The organism is [Actinomadura] parvosata subsp. kistnae (genome assembly GCF_900323885.1).
Lineage (GTDB): Bacteria > Actinomycetota > Actinomycetes > Streptosporangiales > Streptosporangiaceae > Nonomuraea > Nonomuraea composti.
Genome location: NZ_OOHJ01000006.1, coordinates 701733 through 717822, shown reverse-complemented (window position 1 = coordinate 717822; position 16090 = coordinate 701733). Strand labels below are relative to the sequence as shown.

Sequence of the window (16090 nt, the reverse complement as noted above, 5' to 3'; positions counted from 1 at the left end):
GAGGCCGCACCCGGCGCCGGTTCTGCGACTTCTGCAACGAACCCGTCAAAGCTCCGCTCGTCGACTTCCGCTCCCCCGGCGACGTGCTGGAGGAGGTGGCCCTGCTACATGCGGCGGGGTACGGCACTTCCGGCTGGGGCAGCAGACCTGCTTCTTCTCCTACCGCAACCGTGACGCTGCAGCGATCGAAATGCCATCCGGCCAATCAGGTCGCCGGGGATCGCTTGACGCTCGTGATCCCCAGCCACGCACGGTGTGTGCACAGCGATCATGGAGCGGTGGGCCGTCGTCACCCACGCCAGAGGTGTTTCATCGGAGCGTTTCACAGCTCTTTGCTTGCACCGGTCCATGAAACGGGGATGTGCCGTGAACGCGCCCGCCAAAGGCGTCGCGCCCTGCATGGTTCGCTAATGAAACTCCGCTTGCTCTTTCAGCCGCGCGGGTGGCTTGCGTTGGTGTCCTGCGGTTGGGGCCGATCGAGGGTGGTGGCGGCCCAGGTGGCGAGCAGGCGCAGGGCGTCGTGGGAGGGGGTGTCGGGGGCGGCGGTGTAGACGGTCAGGTTGAGGCCGGGGTCGGCGTGCAGGTCCATGGACTCGTAGTCGAGGGTGAGGCCGCCGATGGCCGGGTGGCGGAAGCTCTTGGTGCCGGTGTGGTGCAGGCGGACGTTGTGCTGGGCCCAGCGGCGGCGGAATTCGTCGCCCGTACATGGCCTGGCCGAGGCGGTTGGCGGCCACGATGTCCATCCGGCCGTTGCGGATGATGGCCGGGCGTCGGTCATGGCGTCCAGCATGCGCTGCAGGCCGGGCCGGACCTTGCGGACGCGGCGGGGACTGGGGCCGGTGGTGGCGGCGCGGGCCAGGTCGAACAGGTGGGCGCGTTCGGCGTCGTCGAGCTGCAGTGCGCGGGCGACGGCGTTCAGGACGTCGGTGGAGACGCGGTGATGTGGCCCTTCTCGAGACGGGTGTACCAGTCGGTGCTCACGCCTGCCAGCATGGCGACCTCCTCGCGGCGCAGGCGGGCACCCGGCGGCGGCCACCGGGGGCCAACCCGGCCTGTTCGGGGCTGATCCTGGCGCGCCGACTGGCGAGGAAGTCTCTGATCCATCGCGGTTGTCCGCCTTGACCACTGTAAACAGCGGCCCGGGGCTAAGGGGGGTGGAGGTTGTCCCCCCGATAAACGCGCCCTCCCGCGCGTGCGAAACAGCCGGTTTGCTAGGCGATGTCACCCGACGTGATGGCACAAGCCGTTTCCGGACGGGCGACGCGGGCCGGCGTCGCTCGCCCACGCCGTTCCGTCCGAAGGTGATACCAGGTCCGGAAGATGCGGGCCGCTCGCGCAGGGCAAAGCAACGTCCTGCAAAGGGCCATCTTCTGCGGGGCGGAGACCGCCGGGCCCGTTCTCGGTAACGGGGCTTCTGAAGGAGGGGATGCGCATGTCGAGCGAGAAGCCGTCCGGCGCGCAGGTGATGTTCGGGGAATTCGCGCCGAAGCTGGTGCGCCTGACCGATGAGGTGCTGTTCGGGCAGGTGTGGCCGGATGAGGGGCTGTCGCGGCGGGACCGGAGTCTGGTGACGGTGGCGGCGCTGGTGGCCCTGTAGCGGGGCAACGAGCTGCCCTTCCACCTCAAGACCGCCCTGGACAACGGGTTGAGCGCCGAGGAGCTGAAGCACGCGATCACCCATCTGGCCTTCTACGCCGGCTGGCCGAACGCGATGACCGCGATGACCCAGCTGAAGAACATCATCGACGAGGGAGCTGAGCCCGGATGGAGCTGATCACGCAACCGCCGACGAGCAAGGCCCCGCCGGAACTGTTCACCGGCGACGCCTGGTGGGACGTCATCCACCGGGGAGAGGAACCCTCGCGGGCGCGGGCCAACCTGGTCCGCTTCGCACTGGCCGCCCGCCAGGTACGCCGCCCCGTCAAGGTCGTCCTGACCCACGGGCAGATGGTGTACACCACCCCCAACATCCGCCAGACCTACCGGTCGATCCCGCTCGACATCCACACCCCCACCTGGATACGCGGCCCCGGCAACGCCACCGCCGCGTTCGCCGTCGAGTGCGCCATGGACGAACTGGCCACGAAGCCGGCATCAACCCCCTAAGGAGAACTTCGTGAGAGGTCTGTTACGCACCCCCGCCCGGCTGGTCGCCCGCGCTCTGGTGGTGATCCTGGGCGCGAGCATCGGCCTGGTGGCCGTCACCTTGCCCGCGTGGGCCGAGCCGCCGCCCCCCAAGCTCCCGCTGAACGCCAGCGAGGCCCACCTGAAATTCCAGCCCGCCATGGACTACGACAAGGACGGCTGCTACCCGTCGGTGGCCATCGGCGACGACGGCGAGCTGAACCCGGGCCTGGAGCCCACCGGGGCGCTCGACGGCTCGTGCCGCGACGAGTCGGACCTGGTGAACAGCAACATGTACGCGCGGTCCCGCTGCAACACCAACCGATGGTGCGCCCACATGTACGGACTGTACTTCCAGAAGGACCAGACCACCGAGGGCGGCTGCCCCGATTGCGGACACCGCCACGACTGGGAGCACATCGTGGTCTGGACCGAGAATGACCAGGTCAGGTACGTCGCCGCCTCGCGCCATGGCGGCTACGACATCAAGGCGGCCGCCGAGGTCGAGTTCGAGAACGGCACCCACCCGAAGATCGTCTACCACAAGGACGGCGGTCAAACGCACGCCTTCCGTTTCGCCGACGCCAACCAGCCCCTGAACAATCACTGGGGAAAATGGCATTTCCCCGACCTGGTCAGCTGGAACGGCTACCCGCCCGGGCTGCGCGACAAGCTGATCGGGAACGATTTCGACCACGCCACCTTCGCGCTCAAGGACACCCCGAGCAGCGAAGGCGAAGGCAAACCGATCTTCGAGGCGGATCTCAACAAGGCGCGCCCCTTCGACGTCACCAGCACTGTGTGCGACCCTGTCTTCCCCCCAGTCTGCCACGACATCGAAACCCCCAAGTTCCCGTTCGACACCTCGGTGGACGGGCTCCCCAACGGGACGCCGGACCCCAACGAGCCCGTGGACCGCTTACGCCCGACCCCGCCCAGCAACCTCCGCTGGACCGCCGTGACCGCCGACAGCGTCTCCCTGGAGTGGGACGCCTCCACCGACAACGTCGGGGTCACCGGCTACGCGATCTACCGGAACCACACCTTCGTCAGAGTCGACGGCACCACCACCTACACCGACAGGAACCTGCCCCCGGACACCGCCCACACCTACACCGTCACCGCCCTCGACGCCGCCGGCAACATCTCCGCCGAGAGCAACGCCGTCACGGTGACCACGGAGAGCGCGGGCGAGACCGCCGCGGGCGCCCCCATCGACAACAGCCCCGACGACCGTGCGGCCAAGCCCGAGGTGTCGGTCCCGCACTCCCAGTGCCGCCCGGAGGGGATGGCCGCGACCCGTGGCGTGGACGCGCCGTACTGCAAGGTGTACGACGCCGCCGGCCGCGAATGGCTGGGCGGACGCGACAAGCGAGTGGTCGGCTACTTCTCCGGCTGGCGTACCGGCGAGAACGACGAGCCGCGATACCTGGTGCCGAACATTCCGTGGTCCAAGGTGAGCCACGTCAACTACGCGTTCGCGAAGGTGGAGAACAACAGGATCTCCGTCGGCGACACCAGCGATCCGAAGAACCCGGCCACCGGCATGACCTGGCCCTACGCCGGCGGCGCCGCGCCCGATCCGACTTTGGACTACAAGGGGCACTTCAACCTGCTGGCGGTGTACAAGAAGAGACATCCCCAGGTCAAGACGCTGATCTCGGTGGGCGGCTGGGCCGACTCGCGCAACTTCTACACGATGGCCACCACCGCCGACGGCGGCGTGAATCAGGAGGGCATCAACGACTTCGCCGACTCGGTGGTCGAGTTCCTCGATCGCTACAAGCAGGCGTTCGACGGCGTGGACATCGACTACGAGTACCCGAGCGCGCTGCCCAAGGCCGGCAACCCGGCCGACTGGGATCTCTCGGACCCGCGCCGCAAGGGACTGCAGAAGGGCTACAACGCCCTGATGAAGACGCTGCGCGCGAAGCTGGACGTGGCGGGCGCGGCCCGCGGCCGCTACTACCTGCTCACCTCCGCGGCCTCCGCCTCGGGTTATCTGGTACGCGGCTTCGACGCCGGCGACGCCCTGAAATATCAGGACTTCATCAACCTGATGACCTACGACCTGCACGGCTCGTGGAACCACTTCGTCGGCCCGCAGGCCCCGTTGTACGACGACGGGAAGGACGCCGAGTTGCAGACCGCTCAGGTCTACTCGACCACGGAGTACGACAAGACCGGCTACTTCAACATCGACTGGGCCTACCACTACTACCGGGGCGCGCTGCCGCCGGGCCGGATCAACATCGGCATCCCGTACTACACCCGGGGCTGGCAGAACGTGACCGGCGGCACCGACGGCCTGTGGGGCACCGCGGCCATGCCCGACCAGGGACAGTGCCAGCCCGGCACCGGCCCGGGCTCCGGTGCGGCCAACCCCCACCCCTGCGGCAACGGCGCGGTCGGCATCGACAACATCTGGCACGACCTGGGACGGATCGGGAACGAGGTGCCGTCGGGATCCAACCCGCTGTGGCACACGAAGAACCTCCAGCAAGGCGTGACGCCGGGCTACCTGAGCGCGTACACCGACCCTGCCGCCGAGGCGGGCAAGATGAAGGGCTCGTACGCGGAGAAGTACGACAGCACGCTCAAAGCCTCGTGGTTGTGGAACGCGGACAAGAACGTGTTCCTGTCCACCGAGAACAACGCGTCCATCGACGCCAAGATCGATTACGTCAAGCAGAACAAGCTCGGCGGCGTCATGATGTGGGAACTCGCGGGCGACTACACCCAGCGGGCCAACGGCGAGTACGGCATGGGCTACGACCTCACCACCCGTCTCGACAACGGTCTTCGGGGCTCCGGCGGCTACCAGACCGGCCGCGCCGGCGCGACGACGCTGCCGGGCAACGTCGTCGACGTGCAGGCCGAACTGGTGAACCATCCCACCGGCCCGGACCCGGCGTTCCCCAGCGACGACCCCTTCTACCCGATGCGCCCTACCTTGCGGATCACCAACAACACCAGCGTCAAGCTGCCGTACGGGACCCAGATCGCCTTCGACATCCCCACCTCCGCCCCGCCGATCCTGAAAGACGCGGGTTATCAGGACTTCGGCAGCAAGATCGTCATCACCAAAGGCCGTAGCGGCGCCAACGTGGGCGGGCTGAAAGCCGACTTCCATCGCGTAACCGTCACGATCGGCTACTGCGAGGACGTCGCCCCCGGCGCCAGCCGCGACATCGTCCTGCGCCACTACCTGCCGCTCACCGGCCCGGCCAACGTCACCGTCAAGATCGGCGCCAACACCTACGGCTCCACCCAGAACGATCAGAAGGGCGCCACCACCGTCACCCCGGTGGTCAGCGGCGGGATCGCCTGCCAGGCCGAGCAGTGGCAGCGACACCCCTACAACCCGCACGGCACCTTCGCCTTCGACAAGGACGGCACCAGCTGGCGGATCGTGGACTGGGTCGGCGGCAACGTCCTGGACCACCCCACCACCTGGCAGGTCGCCCACCTGGTGGAGAACCAGCCCGGCAACCAGAACCAGCTGTGGACCGTCACCGAGGACGGCGGGGCCGGCTGGTACCGCATCAAGAACCGCGGCAAGTGCCTGCAGGCCGACGGGATACTGAAGCAGCTCAGCGTGTACGACTGCGACGGGCGGCCGAACCAGTGGTGGCAGTTGCTGCGCACCGACAACGGCACCCGGGTCACCGGTGCTCCCGTCCCCGGCACCGGCTACCACCTGGCGGGCTTCGCGGACACCTCCTACACGGTCGCCTACCTCGCCGAGGGCAAGAACAGCGGCAACGTGCCCGGCACCCCGGCCGTCGCCGGCGCCCCCGACGGCAGCACCGCGAGCACCGTCTTCTGGAACAACTTCCTCTGGCGCGCCAACTGGTGGACCACCGCCACCGACGAACCCGGCATCAGCGCCGCCTGGACGAAGCTCGGCCCGACCTTGCAAAAGGTGGGGACGAGTTCAAGTCCGTCCGCACCGCGATCCATCGTCACCAGCCAGGCGCCCGTGCCTTCCGACGCGCCGACCGGTCCTCCCGTAGGACACGAACGCGACCCGATCACGATCACCAACCCGAGCACAAAGCCCAAAGCACCCTAGAACCCCCGACGCCCGGCCCGTCGCCCTCCAGCAGGGCGCCGGGCCCGAAGCCTCACTGTGTGGCGCTGGTGCTTGATGGTCAGCCCGTTGACCTGCTCGGCGAACGTCGCGACCGGGCAGGAACCGTCACCGCAGACGAACCGGCGGACCTCTAACTCGACCTGGATCGGCCGCCTGCCGCATGACACATCCCGCAGACGCCGCTGGTTGCGGTCATGCACCCGAGTAGTCGGTGTGGCGCACTGCGGGCAGACAGCCAGCTCAGTTCCGGTACATGCCGTGATCCGCACGCTGCCGTTCGACTCCTCGACCCGCTCGAACTCCATCCCGTCCAGGTGTGGAAACAACACACGCAGGGCGTGCGCGCACGTGGTCGATTTCGATCACCACGTTCTCCTGCTGCGGCCTCACGGCTGGTAGCCGTACGCCGCGAGCGCCGTGGACAGCATGAACGTGATCAGCGTGTTGCAGCCGATGCCGCGGGCCGCCGCCATGGCGGCCATGTTCCCAGTGGCCGAGGGGCCCGGCAGGGTACTGGTCTCCAGCCCCCACACCTGCGGTCCGTCATCGGGACCATCACCGCCCAGGCCGGCGTCGACCACGCAGTCCCTGTGCGAGCAGTCCGAGCAGTCCGAGCAGGCGGTTCATCAAGGAGTTCCCGGCGGTCTGCATGGGATTCGCAACCAACCGTCACCAGATCGAAGACCCGTCTGCGGCTCTGCGCTTCGCGAGCAACCGATGCTTCGCATAGTATCGAAACGAAATGATTTCGTTTCGATAGGAGGAGTTGTGGAGGGTCGTTCAAAGCTCACGCCCGAGCGCGAGGCCGAGATCTACGAGACCGTGGTGCGCCTGGTTGGCGAGCATGGCTACGAACGGTTGACGATGCAGCAGATCGCGACCGCCACGCGGGCGAGCACCGCGACGTTGTACCGCCGCTGGAAGGGCAAGCCCCGCCTGGTCACCGAGGCGCTGAGGCATGCCGCGCCGCCGCCGCTGGCCGACATCGACACCGGGAGCCTGCGTGGCGACTTCCTCGAGGGCGGGCGTCGTATGGCGGCCATCGCCGAGGATCAGGAGGCGATCATGTCGGCTCTGGCGCACGCCTCCAAGACCGACCCCGAACTCCAGGACGCGATGGACGAGGTCCTGGCCGCGCCGATGGCCGAGGCCGCCCGCCGCATCATCGACCGCGCCGCCGCGCGCGGCGAGATCGCCCCCGACTCCCCCGGCCGCGAGTTCATCCCCGAACTGCTCCTGGCCTCGATCCTCGTACGCCGCGCCGGCACCGGCCGCGGCGACTACGAGGACCGTTCCGCGCGCTTCGTCGACGCCGTCATCCTGCCGGTACTGGGGATCCGCTGACATGACGCACACCCCGCACACCCCGCGCACCACCGTGGCGGAGACGGCCTCGAAGCTTCCGGCGCGCTTCGGCTGGATCTACGCCGCCCTGATCGTCTCGATGCTGCTGTCGGCGCTCGACCAGACCATCGTCTCCACCGCTCTGCCGACCATCGTCGGCGAGCTCGACGGACTGTCCGAAATGGCCTGGGTGACCACCGGCTACATCCTGGCCGTCACCATCGGCATGCCCGTCTACGGCAAGCTCGGCGACCTCATCGGACGGCGGCCGCTGTTCCTCTGGGCGCTGGCGATCTTCATCGGCGGGATCTCTGCTGTCCGGCTTCTCCCAGGACATCGGCCAGCTCATCGCCTTCCGCGCCCTCCAGGGCCTCGGCGGCGGCGGGCTCATGATCTGCACCCAGACCATCCTCGCCGACCTGGTGCCGGTGCGACAGCGGGCCAAGTACATGGGCGCCATCGGCGCGGTCTTCGGCCTGTCCTCGGTGGCCGGTCCGCTTCTGGGCGGCTGGATCACCGACAACGCCTCGTGGCGGTGGGCCTTCTGGATCAACGTGCCCCTCGGCGTCGCCGCGTTCGCCATCAGCTACTTCGGCATCCGGCTGCCCAAGCCCGGCCGGACGGTCAGACTCGATTACCTCGGAACCGCCCTCATGGCCATCACGGTCACCAGCCTGGTGCTGGTCGCCGACTGGGGCGGCAACGATCACGCCTGGGACTCGCCGCTGATCCTGTCGCTCATCGCGGTGACCATCGCCGGCGCGATCGCCTTCGTCCTGGTCGAGCGGCGCGCCACCGAACCGCTCATCCCCATGAGCATGCTGCGTAACCGCGTGTTCGCCCTGTCCACCGTCATCGGCATGATCGCCATCGGCACCGGCATGTTCGCCGTCGTCGGCTACATGCCGACCTACCTGCAGATGGTCTACGGCCATTCGGCGACCGTCTCCGGGCTGCTCCTGCTGCCGATGGTGGCCGGCCTGATGCTCACCGCCACCGTCTCCGGCCAGCTCATCGCCAAGGTCGGCCGCTACAAGGGCTTCGTCATCTCCGGTCTGGTCCTCGTCCCGGCGGGTGTGTACCTGCTCTCGACCCTCCACGTGGACTCGCCGATCCAGCTGGTATGCGCCTATCTGGCGCTGCTCGGTATCGGCATGGGCCTGCTCATGCAGAACCTGGTCCTCGCTGTGCAGAACGCCTTCCCACGTAGCGAGGTCGGCACCGCCACCTCCGCCAACAACTTCTTCCGGGAGATCGGGGCCACCGTCGCCACGGCAGCGGTCGGCGCGCTGTTCGCCGAGCGGCTCACCGGTTCCCTGTCGGGCCTCGCGGCGGACCTGGGCGGTGGGGGCGTTGAGTCGCTCACCCCCGCGCTGGTCCGTTCGCTGCCCGAGGCCATCCGCGAGCAGGTGGTGAATTCGTACGTCGATGCGCTGTTGCCGATCTTCGCGGGCTTGTCCGTGGTCGCCCTGGCAGCCCTGGCGCTCACGTTCTTCCTGCCGAACCCACGGCTGGGGGAGGACCATCCCGAAACGGGAACCGCGAACGCCGAGGCACCCCAGCCCTCCGCCGCCGGCTGACGCGACGGCACGCTACCGGTTCCGCGGGCGTACTGGCGGGCTCGCGGCGGAGGGCGATCCGGCGGGTCCTCGGTGAACGCTTTTGATGTTGGTCTCGGTGCCCGTCGTAACGCGATCCGGTGCTGTAGGTCGGCACGCCACCGAACGGGCCATTGGGCTCGGTGGTCCTTGGCGTTCGCGGTCTCATCGTTGAGGTGCACGATGCCGCTCAGAATGCGCTGCGCCGGCTCAGCCCGGCGAGCACGTGGGCGGGGACGTGCTTGTCGCCGCCTTCGTCTCGCGCGTCCGCTTCACCCTGCGCGCCCGCGCCTTTCTCGACCGCTGCCTTGAGCGGTCCGCCTGATGGCAGTGTGCGTCAGCCGGCCAGATACGCCGTGCTGAGCAGCTCGGCGAGGTCGTCGGGGCTGAGGAATGCGGCGGGTGTCGGCGGTCCCCATCTGTACAGCCCACGGGCGTCGAGCCAGTCCTGCGGGATCCACGGCTGGTCGTCCGGGATGCGGTCCATGTCCGCGTAGTACTCGGCGAAGTTGCCCGCAGGGTCTTTCAGATACCAGAAGAAGCTGGATCCGATGTGATGCCGGCCGAGCCCCCACAGGTGCCTGGCCGGGTCCTCCGCCAGCATGGCCGTCGCTCCGCGGCCCACCTCGTCCACGTCGTTCACCTGCCAGGAGGTGTGATGAAGCATGGTCACAGGGGCCTTCTGGACCGTCACGTCATGGTGATCGGTGGAGCAACGCATGAAGGTGGTCACGCCGGGGATACGGTCGCTCTCCTTGAGACCAAGCCCTTCGAGGAAGAACCGCCGGCTGGCTTCGTGGCCAGGGGAGCCGATGGTCACGTTGCCCAGCTTGCGGGGACGGACGGGGGCATGCTGCCCCGCCGGTGTACGTTCTCCGGTGGGAATGCCGATGCCTGGCGCGCCGGCGGCGGGGACGGGAGCCGGAGACGGCGCGATTCTGGCGGCGATCTCCAAGCGCACCTCGACACCGGTTCCAGGGTCGCGCACAGTGAGCGACGTCGCGTCGCGCAGGAAGGGCAGGCCAAGCCGCGTCAGCGAACTGGCCACCTGGTGCAGGTCGTCCTCATGCTCCACACCGACACCCAGCTCCAGCAGGCGGCGGTGAGGAGCGGTGACCAAGGTGAGCTGCTCGCCTCCGCCGGCTGTGGCGAAGGTGCCGCGCCCGACGGGGGTCAGGCCGAAGTCGGCGTAGAAACGAGCGGTCGCCGCGAGGTTCGGCACGCCGATCGCGACGGTGGTCAGGCGATGAAGTCCCATGATTGGTTCCTTGAACGGCCCCGGCGGATGGCGAGCGGGTCCGCCGGGCCGTGAGGCGCGGCGGACCCCTTGCTGCGGTGGTGTCAGGTGCCGCTGATCGCCTTGTCCGAGCCCAGGGCCTTGGTCCGGGTCTGCAGGAAGGTGCGCAGGGTCTTCGCCTCTTCCTCGATCTTGGCAGGGTCGGCCTTCTCGTTCAGCTTGTACGCGGCGACGAGGTCGTCGAGCAGGCCGGACGCCGTACCACTGGCCAGGAGCTTGGTGTACAGGGCACGGTACTGCTCCTCGTAGACCTTCTTGAAGGTGGCGTTCGCGAGGAACTTCTCCTTCAGCGGGTGGCCCATGCGCATCATGCCGCCGCCACCTTCCGGGCGCGTCCGCGCCTGGTCGTCCGGCGGGGCCGAGGGCTGAGCTTGCCGGCCCTGCTGTTGGCTTGGCTGGCCCTGCTGCTGGGTCTGCTGGGGGCGGCCCCGGCCGAAGCCCATGCTGATCGTGTCGTTCACACCGCTTTCGGCGTTGCCGCTGAAGGCGAGGTTGAGGTCCCAGGTGATGACCTTGAACTTCTTGGTGCCGAGGTCGTACCACAGGTAGTAGTTCTTGCCGGGCCCGGCCATGTCGTCGAAGTTGACCATGAGGTTCTGCAGGACCAGGTAGCGGGCGAACGACTCCACGTCCAGGCGGTCGGCCAGGCCCTCGGCGAACTCGGTGTCTGAGGCTTCGTTCACCCATTTGACCAGGTCGATGACGGGCTGCAGGTCCTTGCCGCCGACCTTGTTGATCTGCTTGAAGTCCTCGGTGTACTCGGTCTGGTCCTCGCCCTTGTAGTCGAAGGAGCCCGAGGCCAGCGATTTGTAGAGCACGCCGTTGCCGAGACCTTCGGCGTAGCCCTCGTCCAGGTACTCCACCAGCAGGCGCGGGGCGGCGGAGCGGCCGTTGACGGTGAAGGAGCTGTAGGTGGAGCGCTGGGTGGGCTCGCCGGCGGCGCCGACGACCGCGATGCCCAGGGCCTCGTTCAGCATCGCCGTCGAGCCCGTCGAGGCCGGTCGCACTGCCACCTGCGTGTGGTTCTGGTAGCGGCGGCCCTCCACGAACTCGTCGAAGCTGATCAGCCACGGCAGGTTCTCCGGCTCCTCGCCCTTGAGTTGCGCGCCGAAGCCGCCCGGCCCGCCACCGCGGCCGAACTCGCCGCGGCGGCCCGTCTGCGGCTGCTCCGTCTGCGGCTGCCCGGTCTGGGGCTGCCCGGACGGGGATTGCGTGGCCTGGGGTTGCCCGGCCGCCGGCTGTCCATCGCCGGGCGGCTGGAAGCCTTCAGGCGGTTGGAATCCCTCGGGTGGTTGAAAGCCTTCGGGAATCTGGAAGCCCTCCGGCAGCCCTTCGGGCCGCTGGCCGCCGCCGGGCATGCCGCGCTGCTTGGACTGTCCCTTCCAGGTCAGCCCCATCAGGGTGGAGTTGCCCTTGAGGCGGACGCCCACGCTGGGGATGCGGGTGCCGTCGATGGTCAGGTCCGCCTCGACATACTTCTTCTCGCCGTCCTTGAAATACTCCGTCAGCATGTCCTCGTAGGACGCGTCGGTGAAGGTGATCTTCACGTCGTGCGCCACGGAGGCGTCGAACAGGTCCTTGGTGCCGGTCAGGTTCGTGATCGGGGTTTCGGCCTCGGCGACCTGGGCGCTGGTGACGTACGGGCGGATGGTGCCGCTGCCGAACACGCCCCAGCAGGCCGCCAGGAACGCCGGGCAGAGCGCGACGAGCTTCCAGTTGTGTCGGAGTTTGACCGGGATGCGGTGTTTGAGGGACGTCATGGCGCTACAGGTCGGTCTGGTCGTATCCGGTCAGGACGGTGACCGACTGGCCGTGGTTGCGCTCGCGCAGGGCGGAAATGACGTCCGCGGGCTCGCTGCCCTTCTTGATCTTGACCGTGTACATCAGCTCCGTGAGCGCGCCCGCCCTGATCGACTCCATGCTGACCAGCTCGAACTCGTCGGTGTGCCGGATGAGCACGTCCTGGATCGAGGCGGTGTAGTCCTCGTCCGACGGCACCTGCACCTTGACGACCTGGCGGCGCACATTGAGCTGGAACCAGTTGAATCGGTGCATGACCACGATGATCAGCGAGATCGCCACGGCGGCCACGATGGCCAGCAGGTAGAAGCGGGTGCCGACGGCCATCCCGACGCCCATCACCAGGAAGATGAACCCGACGTCGCGGGTCTCCTTGATGGCGTTACGGAAGCGCACCACCGACAGGGCGCCGACCAGGGCGAACGCGCGGGCGATGTTCGAGCCGACGACCAGCATGATGAGCGAGATCAGCATGCCGAGGATGACCAGCGTCTGCACGTACGACTGGCTGTAGGAGACGTTGCGGTGCGTCGCCCGGTAGACCCAGCCGATCATCGCGCTGAGCACGAACGACAGCGACATCGCGATCGCGATGTCGGCCACGCTGAACGTGCCGGACAGATCCTGGAACGAGAAGTCCATGGGGGGTCATGCCTCCGAGAGAACGCTCGGCCGGTCGCGGCCGAGATCGAGATCGTGGTTGTGGTCGAGGTCGTGGTCGGGGATGTGGAAGATCGAGCGCGGTGCCAGCCCGTGCGCCTCGACGCTCTGGCAGTACTTCGAGACCCGCACCACCTGCAGGTTCCGCTTGGCGGTCAGGTCGGTCAGCCAGTACGGCACCCGCTCGTTGGCCTTGACCTCCACGATCACCTTGCGGGCCGGCACGATGAGCCGGTTCTCGGCGTCGGCGCCGAGGTGGAAGTCCCGGTCCCGGCCCCGGATGCGGTGGTCGAAGGTGACCCGCAGGCCCACGTCGGCGTCACGGCCCACGTACGCGTGCCGCTGGTAGCCGGTCATCGCCACGGCCCGCAGGTCCAGCCGCAGGACCAGGTCGAGCACCTCTTCCAGGAAGGCGCGCTGGGAAGGGTCGTGCTCGACCATCTGCCGTCCGTCGCACAGGCGCAGCGCGTCGGCGTACGGCAGGCGTACCCGGCGCTTCTGCGTCACCCGGTTGACCCGCTGCTTGATCTCGACGAACACAGGCGTGTCCAGCCCCACCGAGAACCGGTCGCCGTAGTGACGCACCCGCAGCTTCCTGCGGAACTTCAGCCCCTCGATCTTCTCCCAGTAGAAGCGCAACTGCCGGGTGTCGTAGTAGACGCTCCAGATGCCGTAACCGCTGTCGCCACTGTGCCGGTCGCGGTCGAGCCGCTGCTCGATCTCCTGCCTCAGCTCGGCCGCCTCCGCCGCGTCCACGAGGTACTTGATCTCGTAGCGGTTGAAGGCGTGGAGCTTGCTGGGTGCGCGCAGCCGGTGACCCAGCTCGCCGTCCACCTCGGAACCGGACACCGGCCGATCAGCGCCGTCAGCGGCGGAAACCGCTCGTTTGCGGAACCTTTCCAGCATGTCCCTCCTTTCGTCAGCACACATCTGACAGCACGAAGCTGGGAATAATGTGTGAACCGCATCTGACGTGAAGGTGAACGGAGGGTTCAGCCGTCCTCGGGCTGGTTGAGTGGCAGGAGTACACGGAAGATGGTGCCGCGGCGCGGGGTGCTCGTCACCTCGATCCGGCCGTGGTGTGCCTGCACGAGCGCCGCGGCGATGGCCAGGCCCAGCCCGGTACCGCCGCTGCCGCGGGAGCGGCCCGCATCGGCCCGGTAGAAGCGGTCGAACAGGTACGGCAGGTGCTCGGGATCGATGCCCTGACCTTCGTCGCGCACCTCGATCAGCGCGGCCCTGGCGTGAGGGGCGGGTCCTGAGCCGACGGACACCGCCCCGGGAGCGGGAACCCCGGCGACCGCGCGCGGGCCGACCTCGACCCGGACCTCTGTCCCTGGAGCCGTGTGCTGAATGGCGTTGCCGACCAGGTTGGCGATCACCTGGTGCAGCCGGTGCTCGTCGCCGAGCACGAACACCGGCTCGTCGGAGACGGCCAGCCGGATCGGCCGGTCGCGGTCCCGGGCGCGGGCGGCGTGTACCACGTCCCCGGTCAGGACGTGCAGGTCCACGACGGTGGGCTCCAGCGTGGGCTCCTGGTCCATGCGGGCCAGCAGCAGCATGTCCTCGACCAGGACGCCCATGCGGGCGGCCTCGGCCTCGATCCTGCGCAGCAGCCGCTCGGCCGCCGGGTCCCGGGGGCCCTGGCCGTGGTGGTACAGCTCGGCGAAGCCCCGGATCGAGGTGAGCGGCGTGCGCAGTTCGTGGGAGGCGTCGGCGACGAAGTGCCGCAGCCGCCGTTCGGAGCGCTCGGACTCGCGCAGCGCCGTCGCCAGCCGCTCCAGCATGATGTTGAGCGCCCTGCCGAGCCGCCCGCTCTCGGTCGCCGGGTCGGTGTCGTCGACTCTGCGGTCGAGGTCTCCGCCGGCGATGGCCTCGGCCGTACGCTCCATGCGGGTGAGCGGGCGCAGCCCGAGGCGCACCACGGCGAGGGCGAGCATGCCGAGCAGCAGCAGCACCAGGCTGCCCACGACCACCTCGATGACAAGGATCTGGTGCACGGTCGCCCGGTTGGGCTCCAGCGACATCGACACCGCCAGCCTGGTGCCGTCGGGCAGGCCCTTCACCAGCACGCGCCACTGCTCCGGGCCCGTGCTGGCGGACACGGTGACGGGCACTCGCGGGGCCCTGGCGATCACGGCAGGCGAGAGGGCGGGGCCGTTCGCGTTCTCCGTGGGCAGGTTGCGCAGCAGAGCCCCGGAAGGACTGTAGAAGGCGATCCTGAACTGCGTGGGGAGCTGAGGGGTCCGGAGTGTATCGGCCGACGGCGGAGGGGGCACCGGGCGCCGGCCGAACGTGGTGGCCACCTCGGTCAACTGAGTGTCCACCCTCGTCAACAGCGAATGGTCCAGCAGCAGCACGCTCGCCGTGGCGAAGGCCGCCAACCCGGCCGCGCACAGTCCCAGCAGCGCGATGAGCAGCCGATGCCGCAGGGGCAGGACCGGTTTCATGAGGGCCCCTGCAGCCGGTAGCCGACGCCGCGCAGTGTGTGGATCAGTGGTGGGCCCTCGGCGTCGATCTTGCGCCGCAGGTAGCTGATATAGGACTCCACGATCCTGCTCTCGCCGTCGAAGTCGAAGTCCCACACGCGGTCGAGGATCTGCGCCTTGCTGACGACCCGCTCGGCGTTGATCATCAGGTACCGCAGCAGGCTGAACTCCGTCGGCGACAGATGGATCGGCCGCCCGGCCCGCCGCACGCTGTGGGCCTGCTCGTCGAGCTCCAGATCCGCGTACCGCAGCACGCCGTCGTCGGCCTGCTCCTCCGTCGGCCGCGCCCTGCGCATGATGGCCCGCAGCCGCAGGACCACCTCTTCCAGGCTGAACGGCTTGGTCACGTAGTCGTCGCCACCTGCGGTCAGCCCGGCGATCCGGTCGGACACGGTGTCCCTGGCGGTCAGGAACAGCATCATGGGGCTGTCACCGGCCTCGCGCAGCCTGCGGGCGACCGCGAACCCGTCCAGGCCCGGCATCATCACGTCCAGCACGATGATGTCAGGCCGTTCGCGGGCCACCTCCGCCAGCGCCTGGCGCCCGTCGCAGGCGGTCCGCACGGCGAAGCCGTTCAGCTCAAGGGCTTCGGACAGCAGCTCGCGAATGTTCGGTTCGTCGTCGACGACCAGGACTTTCGCGGTAGGGTGTTCGTTCACGACCTCGTTCTACACGCTCCCGG

General features: G+C 68.4%; 13 protein-coding genes and 2 pseudogenes. 6 read left to right on the top strand and 9 right to left on the bottom strand.

Annotated elements, in window-relative coordinates:
• Positions 1–430: 430 nt before the first annotated feature.
• Entirely contained in the window at positions 431–1036 is a 606-nt protein-coding gene (locus KIS93_RS07155) for an MmyB family transcriptional regulator (RefSeq protein ID WP_335673879.1), read from the bottom strand.
• A 390-nt stretch (positions 1037–1426) separates the two neighbouring features.
• Between KIS93_RS07155 and KIS93_RS64735 the strand changes: the two are divergent.
• The 3 genes and pseudogenes from KIS93_RS64735 (at position 1427) to KIS93_RS07140 (ending at position 6199) form a co-directional block, all read left to right on the top strand.
• Positions 1427–1774 (top strand): annotated as a pseudogene (locus KIS93_RS64735) (carboxymuconolactone decarboxylase family protein).
• A complete protein-coding gene (locus KIS93_RS07145; RefSeq protein WP_155127212.1) occupies positions 1765–2106 on the top strand; it encodes a molybdopterin cofactor-binding domain-containing protein in 342 nt (113 codons plus the stop codon). Before KIS93_RS64735 ends, KIS93_RS07145 begins: the two are co-directional and overlap by 10 nt.
• 10 nt (positions 2107–2116) lie before the next feature.
• On the top strand, positions 2117–6199 hold the full coding sequence (locus KIS93_RS07140) for a glycosyl hydrolase family 18 protein (RefSeq protein WP_155127209.1): 4083 nt from the start codon (positions 2117–2119) through the stop codon (positions 6197–6199).
• Here KIS93_RS07140 and KIS93_RS68860 read toward each other — a convergent pair.
• Together KIS93_RS68860 and KIS93_RS07130 are read right to left on the bottom strand one after the other, a co-directional pair.
• Complete coding sequence (locus KIS93_RS68860; protein WP_155127206.1) at positions 6196–6525, bottom strand: transposase family protein; 330 nt, start codon at positions 6523–6525, stop codon at positions 6196–6198. The genes KIS93_RS07140 and KIS93_RS68860 overlap by 4 nt on opposite strands.
• Before the next feature lie 81 nt (positions 6526–6606).
• Entirely contained in the window at positions 6607–6801 is a 195-nt protein-coding gene (locus KIS93_RS07130) for a hypothetical protein (RefSeq protein ID WP_186403949.1), read from the bottom strand.
• A gap of 187 nt (positions 6802–6988) precedes the next feature.
• On the opposite strand from KIS93_RS07130, the gene KIS93_RS07125 reads away from it, so the two are divergent.
• The 3 genes and pseudogenes from KIS93_RS07125 to KIS93_RS07120 all read left to right on the top strand — a co-directional run bounded on the left by KIS93_RS07125 (position 6989) and on the right by KIS93_RS07120 (position 9144).
• Positions 6989–7564 carry a TetR-like C-terminal domain-containing protein gene (locus KIS93_RS07125; protein WP_186403948.1) on the top strand — a complete coding sequence of 192 codons (576 nt, stop codon included), beginning with the start codon at positions 6989–6991 and terminating at the stop codon, positions 7562–7564.
• 1 nt (position 7565) lies between these two features.
• Positions 7566–7817 (top strand): annotated as a pseudogene (locus KIS93_RS68285) (MFS transporter); the annotation flags it as partial.
• 58 nt (positions 7818–7875) lie between these two features.
• Positions 7876–9144, top strand: a complete 1269-nt coding sequence (locus tag KIS93_RS07120) for an MFS transporter (RefSeq protein ID WP_329607765.1) — start codon at positions 7876–7878, stop codon at positions 9142–9144.
• Between the two features lie 355 nt (positions 9145–9499).
• Here the strand turns inward: KIS93_RS07120 and KIS93_RS07115 are convergent, their stop codons facing one another.
• The 6 genes from KIS93_RS07115 to KIS93_RS07090 all read right to left on the bottom strand — a co-directional run bounded on the left by KIS93_RS07115 (position 9500) and on the right by KIS93_RS07090 (position 16067).
• A complete protein-coding gene (locus tag KIS93_RS07115; protein WP_080038693.1) occupies positions 9500–10420 on the bottom strand; it encodes a VOC family protein in 921 nt (306 codons plus the stop codon).
• An 83-nt stretch (positions 10421–10503) separates the two neighbouring features.
• Positions 10504–12219, bottom strand: a complete 1716-nt coding sequence (locus KIS93_RS07110) for a CotH kinase family protein (RefSeq protein WP_080038692.1) — start codon at positions 12217–12219, stop codon at positions 10504–10506.
• Between the two features lie 4 nt (positions 12220–12223).
• Positions 12224–12901, bottom strand: a complete 678-nt coding sequence (locus KIS93_RS07105) for a DUF4956 domain-containing protein (protein WP_080038691.1) — start codon at positions 12899–12901, stop codon at positions 12224–12226.
• A 6-nt stretch (positions 12902–12907) separates the two neighbouring features.
• On the bottom strand, positions 12908–13768 hold the full coding sequence (locus KIS93_RS07100; RefSeq protein ID WP_329607723.1) for a polyphosphate polymerase domain-containing protein: 861 nt from the start codon (positions 13766–13768) through the stop codon (positions 12908–12910).
• Positions 13769–13911: 143 nt separating this feature from the next.
• The gene (locus KIS93_RS07095) at positions 13912–15369 is read right to left on the bottom strand and encodes a sensor histidine kinase (protein WP_080038689.1); all 1458 of its coding nucleotides are present in this window, start codon (positions 15367–15369) and stop codon (positions 13912–13914) included.
• Positions 15366–16067: a response regulator transcription factor gene (locus KIS93_RS07090; RefSeq protein WP_080038688.1), complete on the bottom strand. Its 702-nt coding sequence runs from the start codon at positions 16065–16067 to the stop codon at positions 15366–15368. The genes KIS93_RS07095 and KIS93_RS07090 overlap by 4 nt, the downstream gene beginning before the upstream one ends.
• Positions 16068–16090: the final 23 nt, after the last annotated feature.